This is a genomic window from Gemmatimonas sp. (genome assembly GCF_044344655.1).
GTDB lineage: Bacteria > Gemmatimonadota > Gemmatimonadetes > Gemmatimonadales > Gemmatimonadaceae > Gemmatimonas.
Map to the genome: position 1 here is coordinate 32,323 of NZ_JBIJCN010000016.1, position 22,240 is coordinate 54,562.

Annotated in this window: 20 protein-coding genes; 4 read left to right on the top strand and 16 right to left on the bottom strand. The window is 67.5% G+C overall.

The genetic code is table 11. The features are described from left to right. Positions 1 to 105: 105 nt before the first annotated feature. The 6 genes from ACIQ51_RS06445 to queC all read right to left on the bottom strand — a co-directional run bounded on the left by ACIQ51_RS06445 (position 106) and on the right by queC (position 6,352). Positions 106 to 1,056: a hypothetical protein gene (locus ACIQ51_RS06445; protein ID WP_396204199.1), complete on the bottom strand. Its 951-nt coding sequence runs from the start codon at positions 1,054 to 1,056 to the stop codon at positions 106 to 108. Between the two features lie 119 nt (positions 1,057 to 1,175). Beyond that, on the bottom strand, positions 1,176 to 2,012 hold the full coding sequence (locus ACIQ51_RS06450) for a YdcF family protein (protein ID WP_396204200.1): 837 nt from the start codon (positions 2,010 to 2,012) through the stop codon (positions 1,176 to 1,178). A gap of 25 nt (positions 2,013 to 2,037) precedes the next feature. Further along, positions 2,038 to 4,101, bottom strand: a complete 2,064-nt coding sequence (locus ACIQ51_RS06455; protein ID WP_396204202.1) for a S9 family peptidase — start codon at positions 4,099 to 4,101, stop codon at positions 2,038 to 2,040. 204 nt (positions 4,102 to 4,305) lie between these two features. Next, complete coding sequence (locus tag ACIQ51_RS06460) at positions 4,306 to 4,881, bottom strand: C40 family peptidase (RefSeq protein WP_396204203.1); 576 nt, start codon at positions 4,879 to 4,881, stop codon at positions 4,306 to 4,308. A gap of 102 nt (positions 4,882 to 4,983) precedes the next feature. Further along, a complete protein-coding gene (queE, locus tag ACIQ51_RS06465; RefSeq protein ID WP_396204204.1) occupies positions 4,984 to 5,655 on the bottom strand; it encodes a 7-carboxy-7-deazaguanine synthase in 672 nt (223 codons plus the stop codon). Further along, on the bottom strand, positions 5,630 to 6,352 hold the full coding sequence (gene queC / locus ACIQ51_RS06470) for a 7-cyano-7-deazaguanine synthase QueC (protein ID WP_396204205.1): 723 nt from the start codon (positions 6,350 to 6,352) through the stop codon (positions 5,630 to 5,632). Before queC ends, queE begins: the two co-directional genes overlap by 26 nt. 81 nt (positions 6,353 to 6,433) lie before the next feature. Between queC and ACIQ51_RS06475 the strand changes: the two genes are divergently transcribed. Next, positions 6,434 to 7,159: a TerC family protein gene (locus ACIQ51_RS06475; protein ID WP_396204206.1), complete on the top strand. Its 726-nt coding sequence runs from the start codon at positions 6,434 to 6,436 to the stop codon at positions 7,157 to 7,159. Positions 7,160 to 7,251: 92 nt separating this feature from the next. Beyond that, on the top strand, positions 7,252 to 9,084 hold the full coding sequence (locus tag ACIQ51_RS06480; RefSeq protein ID WP_396204207.1) for a hypothetical protein: 1,833 nt from the start codon (positions 7,252 to 7,254) through the stop codon (positions 9,082 to 9,084). A gap of 90 nt (positions 9,085 to 9,174) precedes the next feature. Here the strand turns inward: ACIQ51_RS06480 and ACIQ51_RS06485 are convergent, their stop codons facing one another. From ACIQ51_RS06485 to ACIQ51_RS06530, 10 genes are all read right to left on the bottom strand, one after another. Beyond that, a complete protein-coding gene (locus ACIQ51_RS06485) occupies positions 9,175 to 9,786 on the bottom strand; it encodes a hypothetical protein (protein ID WP_396204208.1) in 612 nt (203 codons plus the stop codon). After that, positions 9,783 to 10,841, bottom strand: a complete 1,059-nt coding sequence (locus ACIQ51_RS06490) for an agmatine/peptidylarginine deiminase (protein WP_396204209.1) — start codon at positions 10,839 to 10,841, stop codon at positions 9,783 to 9,785. Before ACIQ51_RS06490 ends, ACIQ51_RS06485 begins: the two co-directional genes overlap by 4 nt. Next, positions 10,842 to 11,762 (bottom strand): carbon-nitrogen hydrolase, encoded by a 921-nt coding sequence (locus ACIQ51_RS06495; RefSeq protein ID WP_396204210.1) that lies wholly within the window; start codon positions 11,760 to 11,762, stop codon positions 10,842 to 10,844. Positions 11,763 to 11,878: 116 nt separating this feature from the next. Continuing rightward, on the bottom strand, positions 11,879 to 12,601 hold the full coding sequence (locus ACIQ51_RS06500) for a TetR/AcrR family transcriptional regulator (protein ID WP_396204211.1): 723 nt from the start codon (positions 12,599 to 12,601) through the stop codon (positions 11,879 to 11,881). A 109-nt stretch (positions 12,602 to 12,710) separates the two neighbouring features. Continuing rightward, a complete protein-coding gene (locus ACIQ51_RS06505; protein ID WP_396204212.1) occupies positions 12,711 to 14,258 on the bottom strand; it encodes a glycerate kinase in 1,548 nt (515 codons plus the stop codon). A 53-nt stretch (positions 14,259 to 14,311) separates the two neighbouring features. Further along, on the bottom strand, positions 14,312 to 14,884 hold the full coding sequence (locus tag ACIQ51_RS06510; protein ID WP_396204213.1) for a peroxiredoxin family protein: 573 nt from the start codon (positions 14,882 to 14,884) through the stop codon (positions 14,312 to 14,314). Between the two features lie 471 nt (positions 14,885 to 15,355). Continuing rightward, entirely contained in the window at positions 15,356 to 16,240 is an 885-nt protein-coding gene (locus tag ACIQ51_RS06515) for a diacylglycerol/lipid kinase family protein (RefSeq protein ID WP_396204214.1), read from the bottom strand. A 36-nt stretch (positions 16,241 to 16,276) separates the two neighbouring features. Further along, on the bottom strand, positions 16,277 to 16,816 hold the full coding sequence (locus ACIQ51_RS06520; RefSeq protein ID WP_396204216.1) for a peroxiredoxin: 540 nt from the start codon (positions 16,814 to 16,816) through the stop codon (positions 16,277 to 16,279). 104 nt (positions 16,817 to 16,920) lie between these two features. Beyond that, positions 16,921 to 19,605: an aconitate hydratase AcnA gene (gene acnA / locus ACIQ51_RS06525; protein WP_396204217.1), complete on the bottom strand. Its 2,685-nt coding sequence runs from the start codon at positions 19,603 to 19,605 to the stop codon at positions 16,921 to 16,923. A 238-nt stretch (positions 19,606 to 19,843) separates the two neighbouring features. Further along, on the bottom strand, positions 19,844 to 20,380 hold the full coding sequence (locus ACIQ51_RS06530; protein ID WP_396204218.1) for a ferredoxin: 537 nt from the start codon (positions 20,378 to 20,380) through the stop codon (positions 19,844 to 19,846). Positions 20,381 to 20,421: 41 nt separating this feature from the next. On the opposite strand from ACIQ51_RS06530, the gene ACIQ51_RS06535 reads away from it, so the two are divergent. Next, a complete protein-coding gene (locus ACIQ51_RS06535; protein ID WP_396204219.1) occupies positions 20,422 to 21,099 on the top strand; it encodes a response regulator transcription factor in 678 nt (225 codons plus the stop codon). Then, positions 21,092 to 22,240 (top strand): sensor histidine kinase (locus tag ACIQ51_RS06540; RefSeq protein WP_396204220.1); only part of this gene is annotated, 1,149 nt, incomplete at its 3' end. The genes ACIQ51_RS06535 and ACIQ51_RS06540, both read left to right, overlap by 8 nt.

The following is a 22,240-nucleotide window of genomic DNA, read 5'->3' on the forward strand; positions in this document are numbered from 1 at the left end:
AGGAGGCGTCGGTAGGCTGACGGCCTTCGGGCCGCTGATCCTCGCGCTGCCGCCGTCCTGCTGGAGGTGGCCGATGCGCGCCACCTCCATGTGACCTGCGGGGCGTTACTTCTCGACGATGATCAGGTAACGCGACGGTCCCCAGAACTTGGCGGGGTCGGTGATGCGGAGGCTCTCACCGCGGAACGACCCGTCCTTCTCCTTCTTGGCGACTTCGATCAGCCCCACATCGTGACGCGACACGATCCGATAGGCACGGTCGCTGCGCGGAAGCGGAATGGTGAGGACCTCGCGGCGATCGGCGCGGGTGAAGCGCCCCTCGTCGAGCGTGCGTGCCGGCACCAGCGTCTTGCCGAGCTTCACGATGAGCAGGCCGCGTGACCCGCCTTCTTCCATCACCACGCCGTCGTTGAGCAGCTGGCGACGTGCCCCGACCGTATAGAACACACGGTTCTCCCGCACGTCCATCGCCTTGACCGTATCGGTGAGCACGGCCTTCTCGGCGGTGAGCTGCGCGTTCTGCGTACGCAGCGATCGGATCTCCTCCTGGAAGACCGCGATCTCCTTGTCGCGCTGCTGGAGGCGCGCGTTGAGGTCGGCCAGCAGCGACGCCGCGGCCGTGGAGTCCGCGCGCATGGTCTTGAGGGTGTCGAGCAACGCACGCACCTGCGCCTGACGCGCATTGAGGCGCTGGCGCATCTGCTTGAGGCGGTCGAGAATGTCCTTCTGCGCGGCGGCGGCTTCGGTCTTGCCCGACTCGTCGCTCGTATTCACCGCGACCTTCGAGGTGAGGCCGCGCACCTGGCGCAGTTCGGCGTCTACTTCGTCGGCGAAACGCGAGGCTTCGACTACCTGTACCAGCGCACGATCCTTGTCGGCACTCGCGCCCTGCATGAGCCCCTGCAGCGAGTCACGTTCGGCGCTGGCCAGGGCGAGTGCGGCCGAGAGGGAATCCGCGCGGGCCTTTGTGGCGGAATCGGTGCAGGCTCCGACAGACAGCGCGGCAAGCACCACGGTCGTCGCGATGGCGCGCTGGCGGGAAGGGAGTCGATGCATGGAGGACAGGTGTTGGAGAGAACATTCAAGCGACCGTTGGAAGCTACCGGTCTCGGCCGCACCGTGAAAGTGCGCCATGTCACAGATCGCGCAAGCAGCTGTGCGCGGCATCACACCGTCTACAGCCACCCGCGCAGGCGGTACAGCACGGCGGCGGCCGCCTCATAGGTGACGTCGGCGAAGGCGAGCCGGCGGGGCTCTGCACGGTGGAGCCGAGCCAGGGAATAGCTGCGCGAGACCGCGGGCAGGCACTGCACCGGCAGGCCGGTGGCCTCGACGGTCGCGCAGGCGCGCCGCGTGTGGATGGGGGAGGTGACGAGCACCACCCGTCGCCACCCCTGCGTTCTGGCGAGTGCCGCGAAGGCCAGTGCCTCGTCCCGGGTGCTCCGTACGTTGCGCACGAAGCGCAGCTGGAGCTCCGGGGCGAAGGTCCGTGTGAGCGCACGCTGGTCACGCTCCGACGTGGCAACCGTCGGATCCGATTCGTCGCCTACAATCGACAGCGCCAGATATGGAACCTGCCGGCGCTTTGCTTCCGCCATGCCAGAGAGCAAGCGGTCGAGCGCCGGGCCCATCACGTGTCCCTCCGAGGTCACCGCGCCCGAGAGCACCACGACCGCATCGGGAGTCTGGGCGCGGTCGGCGTCGCGACGGACGAAATACGGCGCGAGCGGCACCACGAGCGGCGTGTACGACACGACGAGCAGTAGCAGCCCGATGGCCCCGCTCACGCGCCACAGCCAGACGCCGCGCGGTGTCGGCGCGAGCCACAGGCCAACCACGAGGGCGAGCACTCGCGCCGTCGTCACCGATATGCCCATCGCTTGCCAGACGCCCAGCGTGGCCGCCATCTGCACCGCGGCGAGGGCAAGCAGCGCACCCGCCACGCGTATACGCCAGGTGGGGGCGCGCACGCCAACGTCGGCGTTGCGCCCCCGGAACAGCAGATCACTCACGGCTGCGGAGCGGGGCGGTGCCCATTCACTCCTGGGTCACCTTGGCCGTCGGCGGCTGCTTGTACTTGTCGAACCAGCTGCGCAGGTAGAGCTGTGTGCGGAGGAAGTTGGACGGCGTGGAGCTTGTGCCGTGCCACTCGTTGTTGAAGCGGACCATGGCGGTGGGGATCTTCCGCACCTTGAGCGCCTCGTAGTACTCCTCCGTCTGTCCCATGGGCGTCCGCAGGTCGTTCACGCCCGTCATCAGCATCGTCGGGGTCTTCACATTGCCCACGTACATGAGCGGCGAGCGCTTGAGATGCTCGCTCGGATCATCCCACGGGTACTTGGCAAAGTTGTAGTACCAACTCGACCCGTCCGTCGTGCCCACGAAGCTGAGCCAGTTGGTCACCGGGCAGTTGGCGCTCGCGGCCGCGAAACGATCGGTGTGCCCCACGATCCAGCTGGTCAGCACGCCACCGCCAGAGCACCCGAACACGTACAGTCGATTGCTGTCGATGTAGCCGCGGTTGATCACCGTGTCCACACCGGCCATGAGATCGTTGTAGTCCTTGCCGGGATAGGCATTCTTGATGGCGTTGCCGAACGCACTGCCATAGCCGGTGGATCCGCGTGGGTTCGTGTACAGGATCACGTACCCGTTGGCGGCGTGGTCCTGGCGGGCAAAGCTGAAGCCCACGTTGTACATGCTGTGCGGACCGCCGTGGATCTCGAGCATCATGGGGTACTTCTTCTTGGCGTCGAAATCGGCCGGCTTCACGATCCATCCCTGAATGCGATAGCCATCCACGCTCGTGTACCACACTTCCTCCGTGGTCGCGAGCTTCTTGCCGGCCAGCAGGTCACCGTTCACGTCGGTCAGCTGCTTCGGCGTGGCGGTGCGCACGTCGAATGCCACCACATCCGTGGGCTTGCTCGACGTGCTCATCGTGCCGACGGCGAGAAACGACTTGCCGAGATCACTGACGGTGAGCACCTGCGCGCCCTTGGTCACCTGGCGCACATCACCCTTGAGGGCCGCGAAATACAGGTTCCGCGCGCCTTCGTTCTCGGCGTTGAAGTACACACCAGTGCCATCGGGAGACCAGAACATTCCGCTCGGCGAGCGGTCCAGCTTTTCGGTCAGCGCCCGCGGGTTGCTGCCATCGGCATCCATCACGTACAGAATGGCGTCCTTCCACGTGGCATCCGTGCTGTCGTACCCCGTGTAGGCAATATGCCGGCCATCAGGACTCGGCACCGGGCCGTTGTCGGGACCGTTGCGTTTGGTGAGCTGCGAAATGCCACCACTCGCCACGTCGACCCTGTAAATGTCGCTCTGGCGCCACGTGTACTCCGCATCGGCTACACGGTTTGACGTGAAGAGCAGCGCCTTGCCGTCGGGGGTCCACGTGTTGCCGTTCGCCGGCCAGTCACCACCGGTGATCTGCCGCGGCGTGCCGCCGTCGGCGGGCACGGTAAACAGCTGTCGTAGGCCGTTCTCGAGGAAGCCCTGACGATCGGCGCGATAGCGCACCTTGGTCACCACGCGCGGCGGCTCTACCCACTTGGCACCGCGCGGCGGGGTCGGCATGGCGATGCGCCAGTCGTCGCTCTGCCGCACGAGCATCCCGAAGGCCAGTGACTTGCCGTCGGGGCTCCACTCGACTTCACTCGGTGATTCGGTGAGCCGCGTGATTTGCGTGGTGGATCCCTCGGCGTCCATGTAGCGCACCCAGATCTGCGCGCCGCCGGGTTCACCCGGCGCTACGTAGGAGATGCGTGTGCCGTCGGGGCTCCAACGTGCGTCCGATCCCTTCACGAGGAATCGGTTCTTCGTGCCATCGGCGTTCATGATCCACACCGACGACTCGCGGCGGTCGTTGAGCTGATCGATCCACGTGCGGGTGTAGATGATCTGCTTGCCGTCGGGGGAGAGTGACGGGTTGCTCACGTCTTCCCAGTTGAAGTAGTCGGCGATGGTGAGGCGGTCCTTCGGGGCGGTCTGCGCCTGTGCAAGAGCCGTGGACGGGACGGCGGTCATCGAGGCGGGGACGGCGAGCGCGGCAACGAGCCAGGCGCGCCGCCACAGACGGGTCGGGTGATGCATCGGGCGTGATCTCCGTTGAGGCAGGGATGTCCGGCGTATACGGGCACTACCGGAAACGGTGCGGCCCGGGCGGCGGCTGCGCAACGTTTGGCGGCGAAAAGCTCGTGGGGGCCACGGGGAGCGGAGGACGTGGGGAGCGGCAGGCACAAAAAAGCACGTCCCCGATAGGGAACGTGCCGCTGCACCATCTGGATTGCTTGACGATCAGCGCAGTGAATCCGCCATGGCGAGGATGCTATCCCGGAGCTGGGCCGTGTTGGCGTCAACGAAGCGACGCACACCCTTCCACTGACGGATCAGCGGACTGCGCTTGGTGATGGTGGTTTCGACCACACGGCGCTGCGAGGTGCTGGCGTGGATCATCTTGCCGTCTCCCACGTAGATGCCCACGTGCGAGATACGCTTGCCGCGCCCGAACGTGAGGACATCGCCGGGCTTGAGCGCGGCCACATCCTTGGGGACTGCCTTGCCGAACTGGGCCTGCTTCTGTGCCGTACGGGGGAGCGCCAAGTCGAGCATGCTCATGGCGTAGCGCACCAGACCACTGCAATCGAGGCCACTGCCCGGCTTCGTGCCGCCAAGCTTGTAGCGCGTGCCCACGCTTCCCTTCGCCTTCAGCACGATGCTGTCGCGCAGCCTCTCCGCCGACGAGCTGAACGCGGCAAACGGCTTCTTCGACTCGAGCGACACGCCACGCGCCTCCTGCGCGTGCACGGACGACGTCGCCGCCACGAGGGCAGCGGCGATGACCGGAAGCAGCGTGCGAGGGAGACGAGTCACGGAAGCGATGAGCACGGGAAAAGACGGCCGGGAGGGACCGACGACTCTGTCAAACTATTGAAGGGTACGGCCAATCGCCAGCGTGCGGGGTGCCGAGGCGGGCTACCGGATGCCCAATTGCTTGTGGGTCTGAACCGACAGCCGCCATTGAGGGTGTGCCAAGCAGTAGGCCAGTGCGGCGCCTGTGTTCGCTTTTTGTTCGGGGCCATCCATCGGCTGCAGCAGAAAGTGCCGGAAAGCGAGCCCCTCGAACCGTTCGGGCATCGCCAGCGGCTGTGGGTACACGAGCTTGAGCTCGTCGCCGGCGGTGAGCACGACCGGGGCGTTGGCCTTGGGGCTGACGCAAATCCAGTCGAGTCCGGCCGGGGCGGGCTGGGTGCCGTTGGTCTCCACGGCCACCTCGAACCCCTCGGCGTGCAGCGCGGCCACGGCAGCGTCGTCGAGCTGCAGAAGCGGTTCGCCCCCCGTGCAGACCACGAGCGGCCGTACCGCGTCCGGCGCATTGGCGGGCCAACGGCTCTTCACGAACGCCGCGAGCTCGGCGGCCGTGGCGAATTTCCCGCCATCGGGGCCCACCCCCACGAAGTCGGTGTCGCAGAAGGTGCAGACCGCCTGACGGCGATCCGCCTCGCGCCCCGACCACAGGTTGCAGCCGGCGAATCGGCAGAAGACGGCCGCCCGTCCGGCGTTCAGCCCCTCGCCCTGCAGGGTGTAGAAGCACTCCTTGACCGTATACGCCACCGCCGCCTCAGCCCGCGTAGGCGATGGGGTCATGCGAGCCCGCGTCGGCGAAGCCGCGCCGTCGCAGCTGACAGGCGTCGCAATGACCGCAGGCGGTGCCGTCCGCGGCGGGATCGTAGCAGCTGGTCGTGATGGAGTAGTCCACTCCCAGGTCGTGGCCCAGGGCGACGATCTGCGCCTTGGTGAGGTGCTGCAGCGGCGCGTGAATACGCAGGCGCTGTGTGCCCTGGACACCCGCGGCCGTCGCCAGATTGGCCATCTGCTCGAACGCCGCAACGTACTCGGGGCGGCAGTCGGGATAGCCGGAGTAATCGAGCGCGTTCACGCCGATGAAGATGGCATCGGCGCCGAGCACCTCCGCCCAGGCGAGGGCGAACGACAGAAAGATCGTGTTGCGGGCCGGCACGTAGGTCACGGGTATGCCGTCGGCCCCGTCGCTCACGTCGCGGTCCTTGGGGACGTCGAGGTCACCGGTCAAGGCCGAGCCCCCCCACTGCCGGAGGTCGATGTCGACCACCACGTGGCGGGCCACCCCTTGGGTTTCCGCCACGCGCCGGGCGGCCTCGATCTCGACCGAGTGCCGCTGCCCGTACCGGAAGGTCATGGCATAGGGGGTGTACCCGTCGCGCTTGGCAACGGCTAGGACGGTCGTGGAGTCCAGCCCGCCGGAGAGCAGCACCACCGCGGGCTTGCCGGCGCCGGTGGCGGTTGATGTTGGTTCGCCGTTCATATCGCGCGTAAACTAACCACTGCCGGCAGGTCGTGTCCCACCGGCCTTGGCCAACGCCATCTCGTTGATGAGCTTACGGCAATGTTCGACTGGCTGACCGATCCGCAGGCGTGGATTTCCCTGCTCACCCTGTCGGTGCTCGAGATCGTGCTCGGCATCGACAACATCATTTTCATCTCCATCCTCTCCGGAAAGCTGCGGGCGGAGGACCAGCCGAAAGCCCGTTCGTTCGGCCTGGCCGGGGCCTTTGTCACGCGCGTGCTGCTGCTGCTCAGCATCACATGGGTGATGCGGCTCACACAGCCGCTGTTCTCGCTGATCGGCCGAGAGATCTCGGGGCGCGACCTCATTCTGCTGCTTGGTGGCCTCTTTCTGATCGGCAAGGCCACGATGGAGATCCACCACAAGCTCGAGGGCCCCGACGAGGAGCAGGAGCAGGCGGCCCGAGCATCGCGGTCGCTCTGGACGACCGTGGCGCAAATCATGGTGCTCGACATCGTCTTCTCGCTCGACTCGGTCATCACCGCCGTCGGCATGGCCGACGATGTGTCGATCATGATTCTCGCCAATGTGGTGGCGCTGGCCGTGATGCTCTTCGCCGCCAAGCCGATCGGCGACTTCGTGGAGCGGCATCCCACGGTCAAGATGCTGGCGCTCGCCTTCCTCGTACTGATCGGGACCAATCTCGTGGCCGAAGGCATGGGCCAGCACATCCCCAAGGGCTATACCTACGCCGCCATGGCCTTCTCGGTCCTCGTGGAGATGCTCAACCTCAGGGTGCGCGGCAAGGCCGGGCTTCCGCGCTGACGCGACGGCGCGCCGCGTTTGGTGGTCCCGCAGCGGCGCCCTCGATCCCACGAGGGCGTCCGGTACGGTAGGTTGCAGCGTCCCCCCAGCCGATGACCCTCGTGGACTTCGTGGAGCAGCTCGTGAAAACAGCCCAACGTGTGTTCGGCGCCCTCGCATGGGGCGGAGTGCTTGCCGTGAGTGCGATGGCATGGCCGACTGCCTCCTCGGCGCAGTCCGGTGCTGGTGCGGCCGCGACCACCACGCCCACCGACACCACGCGCGCCGCGGTGTCGCGTGACCCGTTGCGCGGCGCATCCGCCACGCTGAGCGCGCTGGGTTCGCAGGCCCGCGGGCAGCAGGATGCCTTCGAGCGCAATCACCGCCTCGGCCTCCGCTTCTACAACGGCGGCGCCGATGCCTCGTGCGAAGTGCCGCTTGGTCGCATCTGCTACTGGAACAACAACGGCGATGTGCCGCCACCGGCAGAGCGCGCCGATGCGAAGATCGAGCGCGAGCAGCTGCTCGAACTGCTCGCCCGCGCGCAGGCGGCCGATGCCAAGGACGACTGGGTGAGCGGCATGCGCGTGCGCTACGCTGTGGAGGGCGGCTCGCCGGCGCTTGCCATCGAAGCGGCACGGGCCTGTGCCGGCACCGAATGGTGGTGTCATGCGCTTCGTGGCCTCGCGCTGCACAATGCCAACCAGCATGGGGCCAGCGGTCAGGCCTTCGAACGTGCGTTGGCCACCATGCCCGAGGCGCAGCGGTGTGCGTGGACCGATCTCACCATGTGGCTTGATCCGCTCATGCACGAGGGGTACCGGGGCGTCAACTGCGCGGATCGTGGTCGACGCAATGAGCGCATCCTCCGGCTTGCGCAACCGTTGTGGATGCTGCCCGGCAACGACATCGCGAATGAATTCTACGCGCGTCGCACAATGTCGCGCGTGCATTCGCTGGGGCGTATCCCGTACGACCTGCAGTGGGGGGACGACCTGCTCGAATCGCAGATCCGCTACGGGTGGCCCACCTCGTGGTCGGTGCAGAACGGCGGCGTGGCCGATCCTCGTCCGCCTCAGGTGATCGGGCACGAGCCCACGCCAAGCTACGACTTCATGCCGGTGCCGGCCGCAATCGATCGTCCCGTGGGAGCCGCAAACGACAGCTGGGACCCGCGTCGGAAGAAGGCCCGCATGCGCTATAGCACGCGCTATGGGGCCGGGTTCGGCAACCTGCCGCATCAGATCGCGCGCTTCCGTCGAGGCGGAGACACCACACTCGTGGCGGGTGGGTATCGTCTCATGCGTGAACTCGAGATGGGGCGCGCGCCGTATACGGCGGGATTCACGCTCGATCGTCTCGATGGCACCGCGCCGGTGCAGGTGCTGAAGGACAGCGCCGGTGCCAACGGCGCGCTGCTCGCGCCGATCACGCAGCCCATGCTGGGGAGCATCGAGGTACTGGCTCCCGTCGGCAAGCGCGCGGCACGGGCGCGCACCACCGTGGAGCCGTTGCCGCGCGAGGCGCGTCTCTCCGACTACCTGCTGCTGCAGCGCGGCGACCCAAGCCCTACCCCCAGTCTCGAACGCAACGCGGCACAGGCCTACGGCTCGCTCGAGATCGAGGGCGGTACGCAGATCGGCATCTACTGGGAGATGTATCGCCCGGCCACCCCGAGCGCGCCGCTGCAGGTGTCGCTGCGCGCCACGCGGCAGGGGGCGAGCTTCATGCAAAAGCTCGGGGCGTCGATCGGCTTGTCAAAGGCGCTCACGCCGGTCTCGATTCGCTACAACGACAACGGGCGGCCCGATGGCGGCGCGGGGCGAAGCCTCACGCTCAACTTTCCCAACGTCCCGGCGGGCGACTACCAGCTCACACTCGTCGTGAGTGGTGTGGCGGGGACGGATTCGACAACGCAGACGATCAAGGTCCGGCCGGGGCGATAAGCCGCGCTGGCTCTCACCGGCATCACCAGGGGTGGCGTCCCTCGACGATGACCACCCCGACTGGCGCCCCGACGTCGTCGTTGCCGGCCGTCATCCCCCGAGCTGCGCGAGGGTGATCATCACCATGAGCGCGAGAAAGATCACGGTGCCCATGCGGTTCACGCCGCCCATGCGCTGCATGAGCGACAGCCCTTCGCGTTCTGGCAGCGCCTGCATGCTGACGAAGCGGTTGGCGGCGCGCGCCCGACGGAACAGGAACCAGTTGGCGGTGCCGCCGGCGGCCAGCGCCACCGAGATTTGCACGGCGAGCGCCATCACACGGAATGACTCGTTCTCGGGTTTCGCAATCTCCGAGAGTGTGGCCGGTGCCGTGGAACCGGTGAGGTAGCGCAACACGAAGCTCGGTACGAAGAAGAACAGGGCGAACGGAAGGTAGAGCTTGCGGTACAGGAACCAGATCGATGGCGTGAAGAACGACGTGAGCGCCGCGCTCCAGTTCCAGGTGGGCACGAAGCTGGGATCTTCGAAGAACGGCGCCAGCTTCCGCTTGTAGCTCTTCTCCCACTTGCCGCCGAAATACGCCACCATGCGCGCATCGCTCAGCTCCGGCGAAGCGGCCGCCGGACGTGCCCAGCGCGGCAGTTCGGGTTGGTGCGGCGGCTCGGGTTCGTGCCGATCGTCCGGTGACTCGGGAGCCGTCACCGGACGCTCCGCCGGGACGGCTGCTGCTGCGAGAGGCAGTGCAGCGTGCCCAGCCCCCACACGAGATCCACGGCGTGAATGCCGATCACCTGATGCTCGGGGAGCAGTTCGGCGAGCGTGTTGAGCGCCACACGATCGTTGCGGTCGTTGAACGTGGGCACGAGGCACACGCCGTTCGCGATGTAGAAGTTGGCGTAGCTTGCCGGCAGGCGCATGTCGTCCATGATCACCGCCCGCGGGAACGGCAGGGTGACCACCTCGATCTGCTGGCCGCGGGCATCGGTGCTGCGCTGCAGGCGGTGCAGATTGTCGAGCGAGCGCGCATGATTTTCGTCGTTCGCGTCCTCCTCGTGCGCCAGTACCACGAGCCCGGGCGCCACGAAGCGCGCGATATCGTCGATGTGCCCGTGCGTGTCATCACCCACGCACCCCTCACCGAGCCAGATGGTCTTGGTGATGCCGAGATACTCGTGGAAGGCGCGCTCGTACATGTCGCGTGTGTAGCCGGGGTTGCGCACCTGCACGTCGCTCAGCAGCCACTCCTCGGTCACGAGGAGCGTGCCCTCGCCGTCGGTCTCGATCCCGCCGCCTTCGAGGATGAGTGGCGCCCCCGTATCGTGGCGCACCGCGCTGATCACCGGCAGGCCGGTAATGTCCGCCATCCGCGCCGGCACTTCGTTGTCGAGGGCGTAGTTGTCGTACTTAGCCCATGCATTGAAGCCCCAGCGCACGAGCGCCGTGCTGCCGTCGGCCCGGTGGACACCGGTGGCGCCGGAATCGCGCAGCCACACGCGATCGGTGCCTTGCAGGTGCAGCCGATAGTTCGCGTCGCTCACGCCGTGTAGCGTGAGGCAGGCGCGCGCCTCCTCCGCCGCCCGCTCGTCGTAGCAGAGAATCTCCACGCGCTCATGGCTCGCGAGTCCCCGCACGATCTCCGCGTACACCCACGGGATGGGCCCGAATTTGCCCGGCCAGTCCGGCTCATGGTGCGGCCAGCCGATCCAGGTCGCGTCGTGGCGCTCCCACTCGGCGGGCATGCGCAAGGCGGTGTGCACTTACTTCCCCAGCCAGCGATTCAGGATCGGGCCGTACGCATCGATCCGACGGTCGCGTAGGAACGGCCAGTTGCGGCGTGTGTCCTCGATGAGGTCGAGGTCGCACGCGGCCGTAAGTACCGCTGGCTCGGTCCCGGCCTGCGCGAGGTACCGCCCGAACGGATCGCAGATGAACGACTGGCCGAAGAATTCGAGGCCGTCGGTGCCCGGCTCGTCTTCGTGCCCCACGCGATTGGGGGCCGCGACGAACACGCCGTTGGCGATGGCATGCGCGCGCTGCGCCGTGCGCCACGCATCAACCTGCGCCTCGCCGAAGGTGGCCTTCTCCGCCGGATGCCAGGCAATGGCCGTGGGGTAGAAGAGGATCTGCGCGCCTAGGAGCGCGGTGATGCGCGCGCCCTCTGGATACCACTGGTCCCAGCAGATCAGTACACCGATGTCGGCGTACTTGGTCTTCCACACCTTGAAGCCATTGTAGCCGGGATGGGCGTCGGTGCGCTGGTCCCCGGTCACATCGCCCGGGGCGAAGTAGTACTTCTCTTCGAAGAGGGGATCGTGCGGAATGTGCATCTTGCGGTACGTGCCCAGCACGCTGCCGTCGGCATCGATCACCGTAGCCGAGTTGCGGTAGAGCCCCGGCGCTTCGCGCTCGTAGTAGGGCACCACGATGACCACCTCGAGCTCCTTCGCGAGCGCCTGAAAGGTCTGCACGATGGGACCGGTGCTCGGCTGGGCAATGTCGAAACGCTCGGGGCGGACCGACTTGCAGAAGTACGGCGCGTTGAAGAGTTCCTGCAGGCAGATGATCTGCGCTCCGCGCGCCGCGGCGTCGCGCACCCGCGCGACGGCCGTGGTCACGTTCGCGGCGAGATCCTCCGACGCCGTATCCTGCACGATCCCGATGGTGACGATATTGGCCATGAGCGGAATCTAACGAAACCGGACACCAGGGACGCGGGGCCCCGATCGTCCCCGCGCTCGGCTGAGCCGTGGCGGGAGCCGCGTGACGGGCGGCGGGTTTTGGGCCAGCGCGTGCGCTACGACGCCGCCCGCTTCCTCGTTTTCTTCGCCTCCACCGGTTCCAGCAGCGGCTGCAGGTAGACGAGCAGTAGGCGGCGTAGGTCGTCCACGAGCGGCTTCTTGTCGGCGGCCACGGCCCGGGCGCGGCGTGCGAGGACGGCCTGCCCGACGGTTGCGGCCACGAGGGCCGCGCGGCGCCGGTCACGGGTGCTGAGACGGGGGTTGCGAGCGGCGAACAGTACGTCGAGCCGATCGACAAACGATTCGAACAGCTGCGCGCGCAGGCGGGCGGGAGCCGACCGGGTGTCGTCGACGGGGCCGTCGTTGATGGCGAAGACCCGTCGGAATGCCGGGTTGCGGTCGTGGAACTCGGCGAGCGGCTTCACTACCCGATCGATGAGACGCTCGAGCGGGAGTCCGTGCGGGTCGATGGGGAACGCACGCTCATGAATGGCGCGCATTTCGTCGGCGTACCGGAGAGCGAGCGCTGCCAGCACCGCATCACGGTTGGGAAAGAACTGATACAGCGATCCCTTGGCGGTGCGCGCCTGCGCGGCAATGGCCTCCGCCGTGGCGGCCTCGAGCCCATGCTCGGCGATGACCGCGGCGGCCGCATCGAGCAGGAGCTCCACTCGCCGCTGTCCGCGCGACTGGCGTGGGCGCCGGCGGTAGGCGTCGGTCGATTCCGCATTAGCGGGCGGTGCGTCGGTCGCTAACGCGGGTGCTCGTCTGGCTGGCATGGCGTGACGTTACGGCGACGCCCGCCTCTTGACAATATGACGGTGCCGTCGCGTTCTCCCCCCGGCGTCGTCCCAACGGCGGACGGACGGTGCCCGCTCCGATCCTCGCCTACCCGCTGACGAGGATGGCCACCACGTCCATCACATTGGTGCCGGTTGGCCCGGTGCGGAGCAGGGCATCGGCGGCATCGAGAGAGAACCAGGTGTGTCCCGTAAGCAAGTCACGCTCGGGGACTCGGCCGTGGCGGCGGGCCAGGGCGGGCACGGCGGCATCCACGATTGCGCCGGCGGCGTCGGTCGGGCCGTCGCGTCCGTCGGTGCCGGCGGCCAGCAGCACCACGCGCCACGCGTGCCGGTCGCCACGTGCGGCGGCCTGTTCGAGGGCGAGGCTGGCCGCCACCGCGAACACCTGCATACGGCCACCTCGCAAGGGTTCGTCCGCGCTCGACGCCTGCGGCGACAACGCTTTCCCAGTCAGCTGCTCGTCACCGCTCGGCAATAACGCCGCTTCCGCGATGCGGGCATCGTCTTCATCACCGGCCTGCATCGCGCGCGCGATGGTGTCACGCAGATGTACGACCGGCTCACCACCGGCCACGAGCAACGCGCGCTCGCCGGGGGCGAGTGTACGCGCCAGATGCACGGCCCGCTGCGCGAAGAGGTCACCGAGGGTGGCCGCGTCTCCCTCAAGTGGGATGTCCTCCACGATCACGCGAGGAATCCCCTCGCGATGGGCAGCCCTGGCGAGCGCTTGGACGGCATCCGCGTTGCGCGCCACCAGCGAGTAACGCACGCGCGCGAAGGCCTCGTGTGACGCCGCAGGCACGGAGGGTGGAGCGCCGGCACCTGCGATGCCCAATACGTGCGCCATGGCGCGCTGCAGGCGGGCACGCATGCCATGCGCATCGAGCACTGCGAGAAACTCCGCATCGGACAACGGGTCGGGAGAGCAGGGGCCCGAGCCGATCACGGACGGATCGTCGCCGATCACGTCGCTGATGGCGAACGTGGCAATGTGTGTGGCCCCACGCGCGGCGAGTGCCGTGGCCAGCCGGCCCGCCCCGAACCGAAGCACACGCCGGCGGATGGCGTTCATTTCGTGAATGGCAAGCCCCGACTCGAGCAGTGTTTGCGCGAGGTTCGCTATGAGCGCCTGCGCTTCCTCGGCATCGCCCACCGCCTGCGACAGCGACGCAATGGGCGCGGCGCAGAGCGCGGTGGTACCGCCGGAAAGCAGGACGAGTGCCACCCCGCCCGGTTCCATGGATCGCAGCAGATCATCGATTGCATCGGCGGCCTCGAGGGAGCGTGGGCCGGGTACCGGGTGATCGCCCTGATACACCGCGACGGTGTCGGGGAGGGGTAGGTCGTGAAAGTCGCTCGGGCCGGCGCGGTGCGCCGCCACCACAATCCCCCCGGTAACCGGTACGTGCAGGTCGGCGAGCCCGGCGAGGGCGCCCGCGACCATGGCGGGCGCCGCCTTACCGAGCGCGATGAGGTACACCGGCGCGGGGGAGGGAGCGGTGGAAGGAATGGACGCGGCGTGCGCGCGCCACCAGTGCGACACGGCATCACGCGTGCGCGCAAACGGCGCCGCGCCCTGCACCGCCGCCTCGTGCAGGGCGGTGAGCAGGGCGCGGGAGTTTATCGTGGGCATGCGGACAAACTACTGCGATGACACGGCGGGCACCGGGGCACCGCGGCGCCGAGTTACTTCGTCCCCGCCGATTTCGCGATGGCGTCGCCGAGCTGCGTGTACGCGTCGGCCGACATCTGGTTGAACGGCGTGGTGATGTACGCGATGCGTCCCTGCGGGTCGATCACATACAGATGGCGCTTGTGGTAGCCCGTTCCGGCATTGGCACCATAGGCCACGCCCACCTTCCGGTCGGTATCGGCGGCGAAGTGGAACTGAAACTTCGCATCCTTGGCCCACGACACGAGCGCTGTGTCGGGATCCGCGCTCACGCCCACGAGCGTGACCTTCTTGCCGCCCTTGAAAACGTCGGCGTACTTGTCGCGGTACGACTCCATCTGCACCGTGCAGCCGCTCGTGCGCGCCTTCGGGAAGAACGCCAACACAATCGTTTCCCCCTTGTGCTCAGAGAGCTTGAACGGCTTCGCGTCCACGCCCTTGGCCGTGACGGTGGTCACCGTGAAGTCGGGGGCCGCATCGCCCACCTTGAGTGCAGTCTGGGCGCCGGTGAGCGACGGCGACAGCCCGAGCGCCGAGGCCACAAGAGCCGCGCCAAGGTGCTGGGCGAAACGCGAACGGAAGGACATCGGATACTCCTGAAATTGAGTCGGTCGGAAGGAACTGTGGGAACGCTACGCCGTTGCGGGCGGGAGTGCCACCGGCCTGTGAGGGGCAAGCCCGATCTTCCTGGCACCGCGTTTCCGGTGTCCACCCATGGGACAGGCCAGTGACCCCTACAGGGGACAACGAGTCTCCCAAAACGGCGGTTTCCGGTGCTCTTGCCCCCCTCTGGGGGCGGTTTTCACGTGGCACGACTTCTGCTTTGAACCGAGGCGCACATGTCGGCCATCCTCGCCGGGCTTGGTCCCCGTCGTTGGACGGCTGCGGCAGCCGGGATTCGTGAATGAAGCGGCGGGGCACCCTTCCAAGAGGGGGCCTGTCGAATGCATCGGGGGGTAGGAAGCGCAGGGAAGCGGCCCGGAGTTCCGTGGAGGGAGCAACGGGGGAGGCACGCCCGGATCGCATCAGCGGTCCGGGCGTTGTCCTTGTGGCACGGATCAGGGAATGATCACGGTCACTGCGGCGGAACGCACGCCCACTTCGAGGGTGCTGGATCGGGCGCGGTACAGCTCACCATCGGCCTCGAACATGGGTGGTGCCTCGAGGGTGAGCGTATACGCCGTGCCGCGCTGTACGTGCACGCCGTGGTCCTGCAGGTGACGCCCACGCACCGCCTTGACGAATAGCCAGGGCCGCGCGATTGGGGGCACGTGACCAATGTCGATCACATCGAGGCAACCGTCCCGCAACTCGGCCTGCGGGGCGATACGGAACGCGCCGCCGAAGCATCGCCCATTGGCGAACACCGTCATGAGGCGATGGCGCAACGGTGTCGGCACGTCGCTGCCAGAACTGAGTGTGCCGGCAAAGCCGCGATATCCCCCCAGGGCGCGCAGTGCGGTCCAGACATATGCGGCGGTACCGCGCAGGAGCATGGCGGTGCGCATACGCTGCAAGACGTCAACGTCGAACCCGACGCCGGCGGCATTCACAAACGGCACGTCGTCGATCGTGCCAACGTCGATCGCCTCACGCCGGCCGCCCGCCACGCACGCAGTCATCGCGGCGACATCGTGCGACGGGGTCCCGAGGGTCTTCACGAAATCGTTCCCGGTGCCAGCCGCAAAGATCGCGAGCGGCACGGTCGCGCGTGCGGCGAGGAGGCCGCGCACGGTGTGGTGGACGGACCCATCCCCTCCCACCACCGCCAGTACGGTGGCTCCCTGCTGCACCGCGTCGTGAACGCATCGCTGTTCATCGCCTCGCGCACGCGTCGTGAACACACGTACCTCGTTCACTGCGCGGAGTGCACGCGCGACCTCGGACGCGCGGTGTGCGGCCCGACCGCTGCCGGCTGCGGGATTCACCACCAGGGCGATCATGGGAGGCGTCGATGGCGCATGGGTACGCGGTACGCGCTATTTGCCCGATGCGCTGACCGCCTGCCCCAGCGCGCTATACGCATCTTCCGACATCTGATTGAACGGCCGCGCCACGTACGCGATACGCCCCCGTGGATCGATCACATACAGGTGGCGCTTGTGCCACAGCATGCCGCTCGCACCATAGGCCTTGCCCACGGCCTTGTTGCCGTCGGTCGCGAACTTGAACGGGAAGTTCTTCTTGCGTGCCCAGCCAGTGAGATCCTCCACGTCGTCGGTGCTCACACCCACGAGCGTGACCTTCAGGCCCCCCTTGAACAGTGTCGCGTAGCGGTCACGGTACGCCTCCATCTGGGTGGTGCACCCCGGGGTGCCTGCTTGCGGGAAGAACGCCAGCACCACGGTTTCGCCGCGGTGGGCCGAGAGCGTGAATGGCGTCGCGTCGGCGCCCTTGGCGGTCACGGTGGTGACGGTGAAGTCGGGAGCCAGATCGCCCACCCTGAGCTCCTGGGCGGCGAGGGGCGTGGCGCCCGCCAGTGCGACGAGCGTGAGCAGAGAGCGAAGTGAGCGGAGCAACGGATCGGTTCTCGGGGTTAGGATGTCGAGTCGCGCGGGCGCAGCGGCAAGCAGAACGGGCCCCGAGCCGAAGCCCGGAGCCCGTTGCGTTGCCCCGAACGGCCTTAGCGGCCCACCAACGAGCGCAGGACGTACGGCAGGATGCCGCCGTTCTTGTAATACTGCATCTCCTCGGGCGTATCGATGCGGCACCGCACGCTGAATGACTTCACGGCACCGTCGTTCGCCGTGGCCTTCACGGTGAGCGTGGCCCGCGGCGTGAGTGTGTCGTCGAGCCCCACGATCTCGTAGCTCTCGAAGCCCGTGAGACCGAGCGACTGACGCGTTTCGCCGTTCACGAACTCGCACGGCAACACACCCATGCCCACCAGATTGCTGCGGTGGATGCGCTCGAAGCTCTCGGCAATGACCGCGCGGACACCCAGCAACATCGTGCCCTTGGCCGCCCAGTCGCGCGACGATCCGGTGCCGTATTCCTTGCCCGCGATGACGATCTGCGGCACGCCAGCCGCCTGACGTGCCATTGACACGTCGTAGATCGCCTCGGGCTCAGCGCCCGGCGCGGTGGCCGTCCACCAGCCTTCCTTGCCACCCGTCAGTTCGTTCTTGAGACGGATGTTGGCGAAGGTCCCGCGCATCATGACTTCATGGTTGCCGCGACGCGCGCCGTACGAGTTGAAGTCCTTCTTTTCCACGCCGAGGCTCGTGAGGTACTTGCCGGCGGGGCTGGCCGCCGCGATCGAGCCGGCGGGGGAGATGTGGTCGGTCGTGATGGAGTCGCCGAACATGCCGAGGGCTCTGGCGCCAGCGATGGGGCGGATGCCCGGCGGCGTCATCGTCATGCCTTCGAAGTACGGCGGGTTCTTCACGTACGTGCTGTTGCCGTCCCACGCGTACTGATTGCCGGTGGGGGCGGCGATCTCCTGCCAGTATTTGTCGCCCTTGAAGACATCGGCGTACTGCGTGGTGAACTGCTCCCGCTTCACGCTCTCGAGGATCGTGTGCTCGACTTCCTGCGGGCTGGGCCAGATGTCACGCAGGTACACCGGACCGTGGGTGCCTTCGCCGAGCGGCTCGGTGGCGAGATCGATGTTCATCGTGCCGGCAAGGGCATACGCCACCACGAGCGGCGGGCTCGCGAGGTAGTTGAAGCGCGTCTGCGGATTCACGCGCCCTTCGAAGTTGCGGTTGCCCGACAGCACCGCCGCCACGTTGAGCTTGCCCGCGTCGATCGCGTCGCTGATCTCCGTCGGCAGCGGGCCGGAGTTGCCGATGCAGGTGGTGCAGCCGTATCCCACCACGTTGAAGCCGAGCGCATCGAGCGAGTCCATGAGCCCCGCCTTGTGGAAGTACTCGGTGGCCACCTTGGAGCCCGGTGCCAGCGACGTCTTCACCCACGGCTTGGTCGTGAGTCCCTGTTCCACGGCCTTCTTCGCCAGCAGGCCCGCGGCGAGCATCACGCTCGGGTTGCTGGTATTGGTGCAGCTGGTGATGGCGGCGATCACCACCGCGCCATCCTGCAGATCAAACGTGCTGCCCTTGTAGGACACCGACTGCGCCGTGCCTGCGCCCGTGGCGGCGTGCTGCGCCGCGAGCGCCTCGGTGTACTTGCTCTTGCTGTCGGTAAGCGCGATGCGATCCTGCGGACGCTTCGGGCCCGCGAGGCTCGGCACCACCGTGCCGAGGTCGAGTTCGAGCGTATCGGTGAAGACCGGGTCGGGGGTCGCGTCGGTGCGGAAGAGCCCCTGCGCCTTGGTGTACGCTTCCACGAGCGCCACCTGTTCGTCGCTGCGGCCGGAGAGGCGCAGGTACTTGAGCGTTTCGGCGTCAACGGGGAAGAAGCCCATGGTTGCGCCGTACTCGGGCGCCATGTTGGCGATCGTGGCACGGTCGGCGAGCGCGAGGCTCGACAGACCCGGGCCGTAGAACTCCACGAACTTGCCCACGACCTTCTTCTTGCGGAGCATCTCGGTGCAGGTGAGCACCAGGTCCGTGGCCGTGGCGCCCGCGGGGAGCTTGCCATGCAACTTGAAGCCAATGACTTCGGGAATGAGCATGCTCACCGGCTGTCCCAACATGGCCGCTTCGGCTTCGATACCGCCCACACCCCAGCCCAGCACCCCGAGGCCGTTGATCATCGTCGTGTGCGAGTCGGTGCCTACGAGCGAGTCGCAGTAGGCCAGCGTATCGCTCCCGTCAGCGGCCGTGAACACGACCTGCGCGAGGTACTCGAGGTTGACCTGATGGCAGATGCCGGTGCCCGGCGGGACCGCGCGGAAGTTGCGGAGGGCCGTCTGCCCCCACTTGAGGAACTGGTAACGTTCGCCGTTGCGCTCGAACTCGAGTTCCGTGTTGAGCAGCAGCGCGGCTTCGGTGCCGTATTCGTCCACCTGCACCGAGTGATCGATCACGAGATCGACGGGCTGTAGCGGATTGATCCTCGTGGGGTCACCGCCGAGGGCAACCATGGCGTCGCGCATCGCGGCCAGGTCCACCACGCAGGGAACGCCGGTGAAGTCCTGCAACAGGACGCGCGCCGTGCGGAAGGCGATTTCCTTGTCGACCGGTGCCGTGACGTCCCAGCGCGCGAGCGTCTCGACGTCGCTCTTCTTCACGAACGCGTTGTCTTCACCGCGCAGCAGGTTTTCAAGGAGCACACGCAGCGAGAAGGGGAGCGTGCGGGCCGTGCTTCCGGGGAGGGTCTCGAGGGTGTCGAGCCGGAAGTACGCGTACTGACGGTCGCCCACCTGCAGGGTGGAGCGGCTGCCGAACGAATTGGGATGCGACATGAAGGGGAGTGTCCTGCGCGCACCACCCCACGGGCGGCCACGCGCGTCCGGAACGGAGCCACTCATCGCGCCGTAATGCCCCCATTCGGGGATACCCGGTACCGACGAGGCTAGGGGAAATATCGGAGCCTGCACGCAGCAAGGGAACAACCCCGCCCGATCCGCTGGGTCCGCCTGGGTGCCGGCCGCTACCCCAGTTGGGCCAGTTCGTCGCTCACGAGGGCGCCTGCCGAGGCGCCTACCGGGGCGCTGCCGGGGCGCCTGCGATCACCGGCGACACTTCGATGGCCTGGGTGGGGCAGCACCCCGCAAAAGCCGCGTCGGCTGGAGAGAAGTCGTGCACCGGCTGCAGCGGGTACGCGCGCCGGGACGGGTCGAGCACCATCAGCGCCGGGTGGTGCGCCGCGCAGAGCCCGCAGCCCGTGCAGCGGTCGCGGTCCACGCGGATCTCCATCTGTTCGCGCGGGAAAATGCCGCCTGGTGCAGCGAGCGTATCCAGCAGGTGCGTGAGCGCCCGGCGGGTGCTGTCATATCCCAGGTGCAGTAGCTGTTCCACATGCGTAACGGAGAACCAGCCGATGTGCGACACCTTGGGGCGCGCCAGCAGCATCGGCGGGCCCACCCAGCGGGCCAGGGAGGCCTGTTGCATCTCGTGCATCATCATCGTGGCCGCCCGCATAAAGATCGACGCGAACCCCTGGTCAGCGACGCCGGCCACGTGCGGTCCGGTGCAGTCGATCGCCGTGCCATTGTCGGGGAGCCTGAACCTCCTCATTCACCTGCCTCCATCGCTCGTCCCGCCCATAGATTACCCGCATGCGTGTGCTGCTCGTGGAAGACGACGACACGTTGCGCGACAGCGCAACCGCCTATCTCCGTGCGTCGGGGTTTGCCGTGGATCCCGCCGACACGGGAAAGACGGCGCGTGCGCTCGCCGCCGTCAGCCCGTACGATGCGGTGGTGCTCGACGTGCGCCTCCCCGATGACGACGGCTTCGTCCTCTGCACCGCGCTGCGCCAGCGCGTGCCCGCTCCCCGGATCCTCATGGCGACGGCGCGCGATGGCGTGGAGGACCGCATCGCCGGCCTCGATCTGGGTGCCGATGACTACCTCGTGAAGCCGTACGCCCTGGGCGAACTCGTGGCGCGCCTGCGGGCGCTGCTGCGCCGTCCCGATACGGCGGCCCCCACGGTGCTGCGCGTGGCCGACCTGATGCTCGATCCGGCCACCCGCGAAGCGAAGCGCGGCGCGCGGGTGATCGCGCTCACGACCAAGGAGTTTGCGGTGCTCGAGGTACTCATGCGCCGAACCGGGCAGGTGCTCACGCGCGAGTACATCGGCGAACACGCCTGGGACGACAACTTCGATCCGATGAGCAACGTGATCGATGTGTACATCGCCCGGCTGCGACGCAAGGTGGACGGCGAGGGCGAAGCGCCGCTGCTCAGTACCGTGCGCGGTGCCGGCTACCGGCTGGTGGCGCCCCATGGCTGACCGGCACCACCCCCGCATTCGCCTGCGCTTCACGGTGCTCTACGCGACCACGTTGCTCCTGGTGCTCGCGGGCGCGGCCACGGCCTTGCGCTTCGCCCTCCGCGCGACCCTCGAACGCGAGTTCGAGGAGTCGGTCCGGGCGTCGGCGGGACTGGTCACGCAGTTCTTCAAGACCGAGGTGAACGAGTACCGCACGATCGAGGCCACCCTCACACATATCGCCGGCGAGCTGGTGTTCGAGGATCGCATCATCCGCTATCGCCACCCCGACGGGCGACTGTTTCGAAGCAAGGTGCCGCCGTCCACGGCGCGGCCCGAGGCGCTCCCAACGCCCATGCATTCGGTGCGCTTTCCGCTCAACCCGGACCTCGCACCGGGATGGGAAGTCGAGGTGGAGGCGAGCATGGCCAACATGCTCGCGCTGCAGGCCCAGATCGATCGCTGGTTCGGGTTCGGCATTCCCCTGCTCGTGCTGATCGCGGCCATCGCCGGATGGTGGCTGACGGGACGCACCCTGCACCCTGTCGGGGAGATGGCCGCCGCCGCTGCGCGCATCGCACCAGCCAGCGGGACGCGCCTCCCGGTGGCCAACCCGGACGATGAACTGGGGCGCCTTGGGCTGCGCTTCAACGCGCTGCTCGATCGCCTCGATGGTGCGCTTGCCCAGCAGCGACAGTTTCTTGCCGACGCCGCGCACGAACTGCGTACGCCTATCGCTCGGATGCGCGCACGGGTGGAACTCGCACTGCTGCAAGCCAACGGCGGACCGGTACCTGCGCCCGACCATCCTCAGCTCCTCGGGGCTCTCGATGCCGAGTTGCGGGGCGTGTCGCACCAGCTCGACGAGTTGCTGCAGCTCGCGCGGGCTGACGCGACGACTGACGACGAGATCACCGGTGCCCAGCCGCTGTTTCTCGATGACCTCGCCGTCGACGAGGCGCCGCGTTGGCAGCCGCAGGCACAGCAGCTCGGCATGCAGCTGACGTTCGGTCGGCTCGAAGAAACGCCGATCACCGGCGACCCCACGCTGCTGGCGAGACTCGTCGGCGTGCTCGTCGACAATGCGTTGCGCTACGGCCGCGCGGACGGGCACGTGCAGCTGTCGGTGCGCCCCGAGGGAAACGAGGCCGTGCTGGAGGTA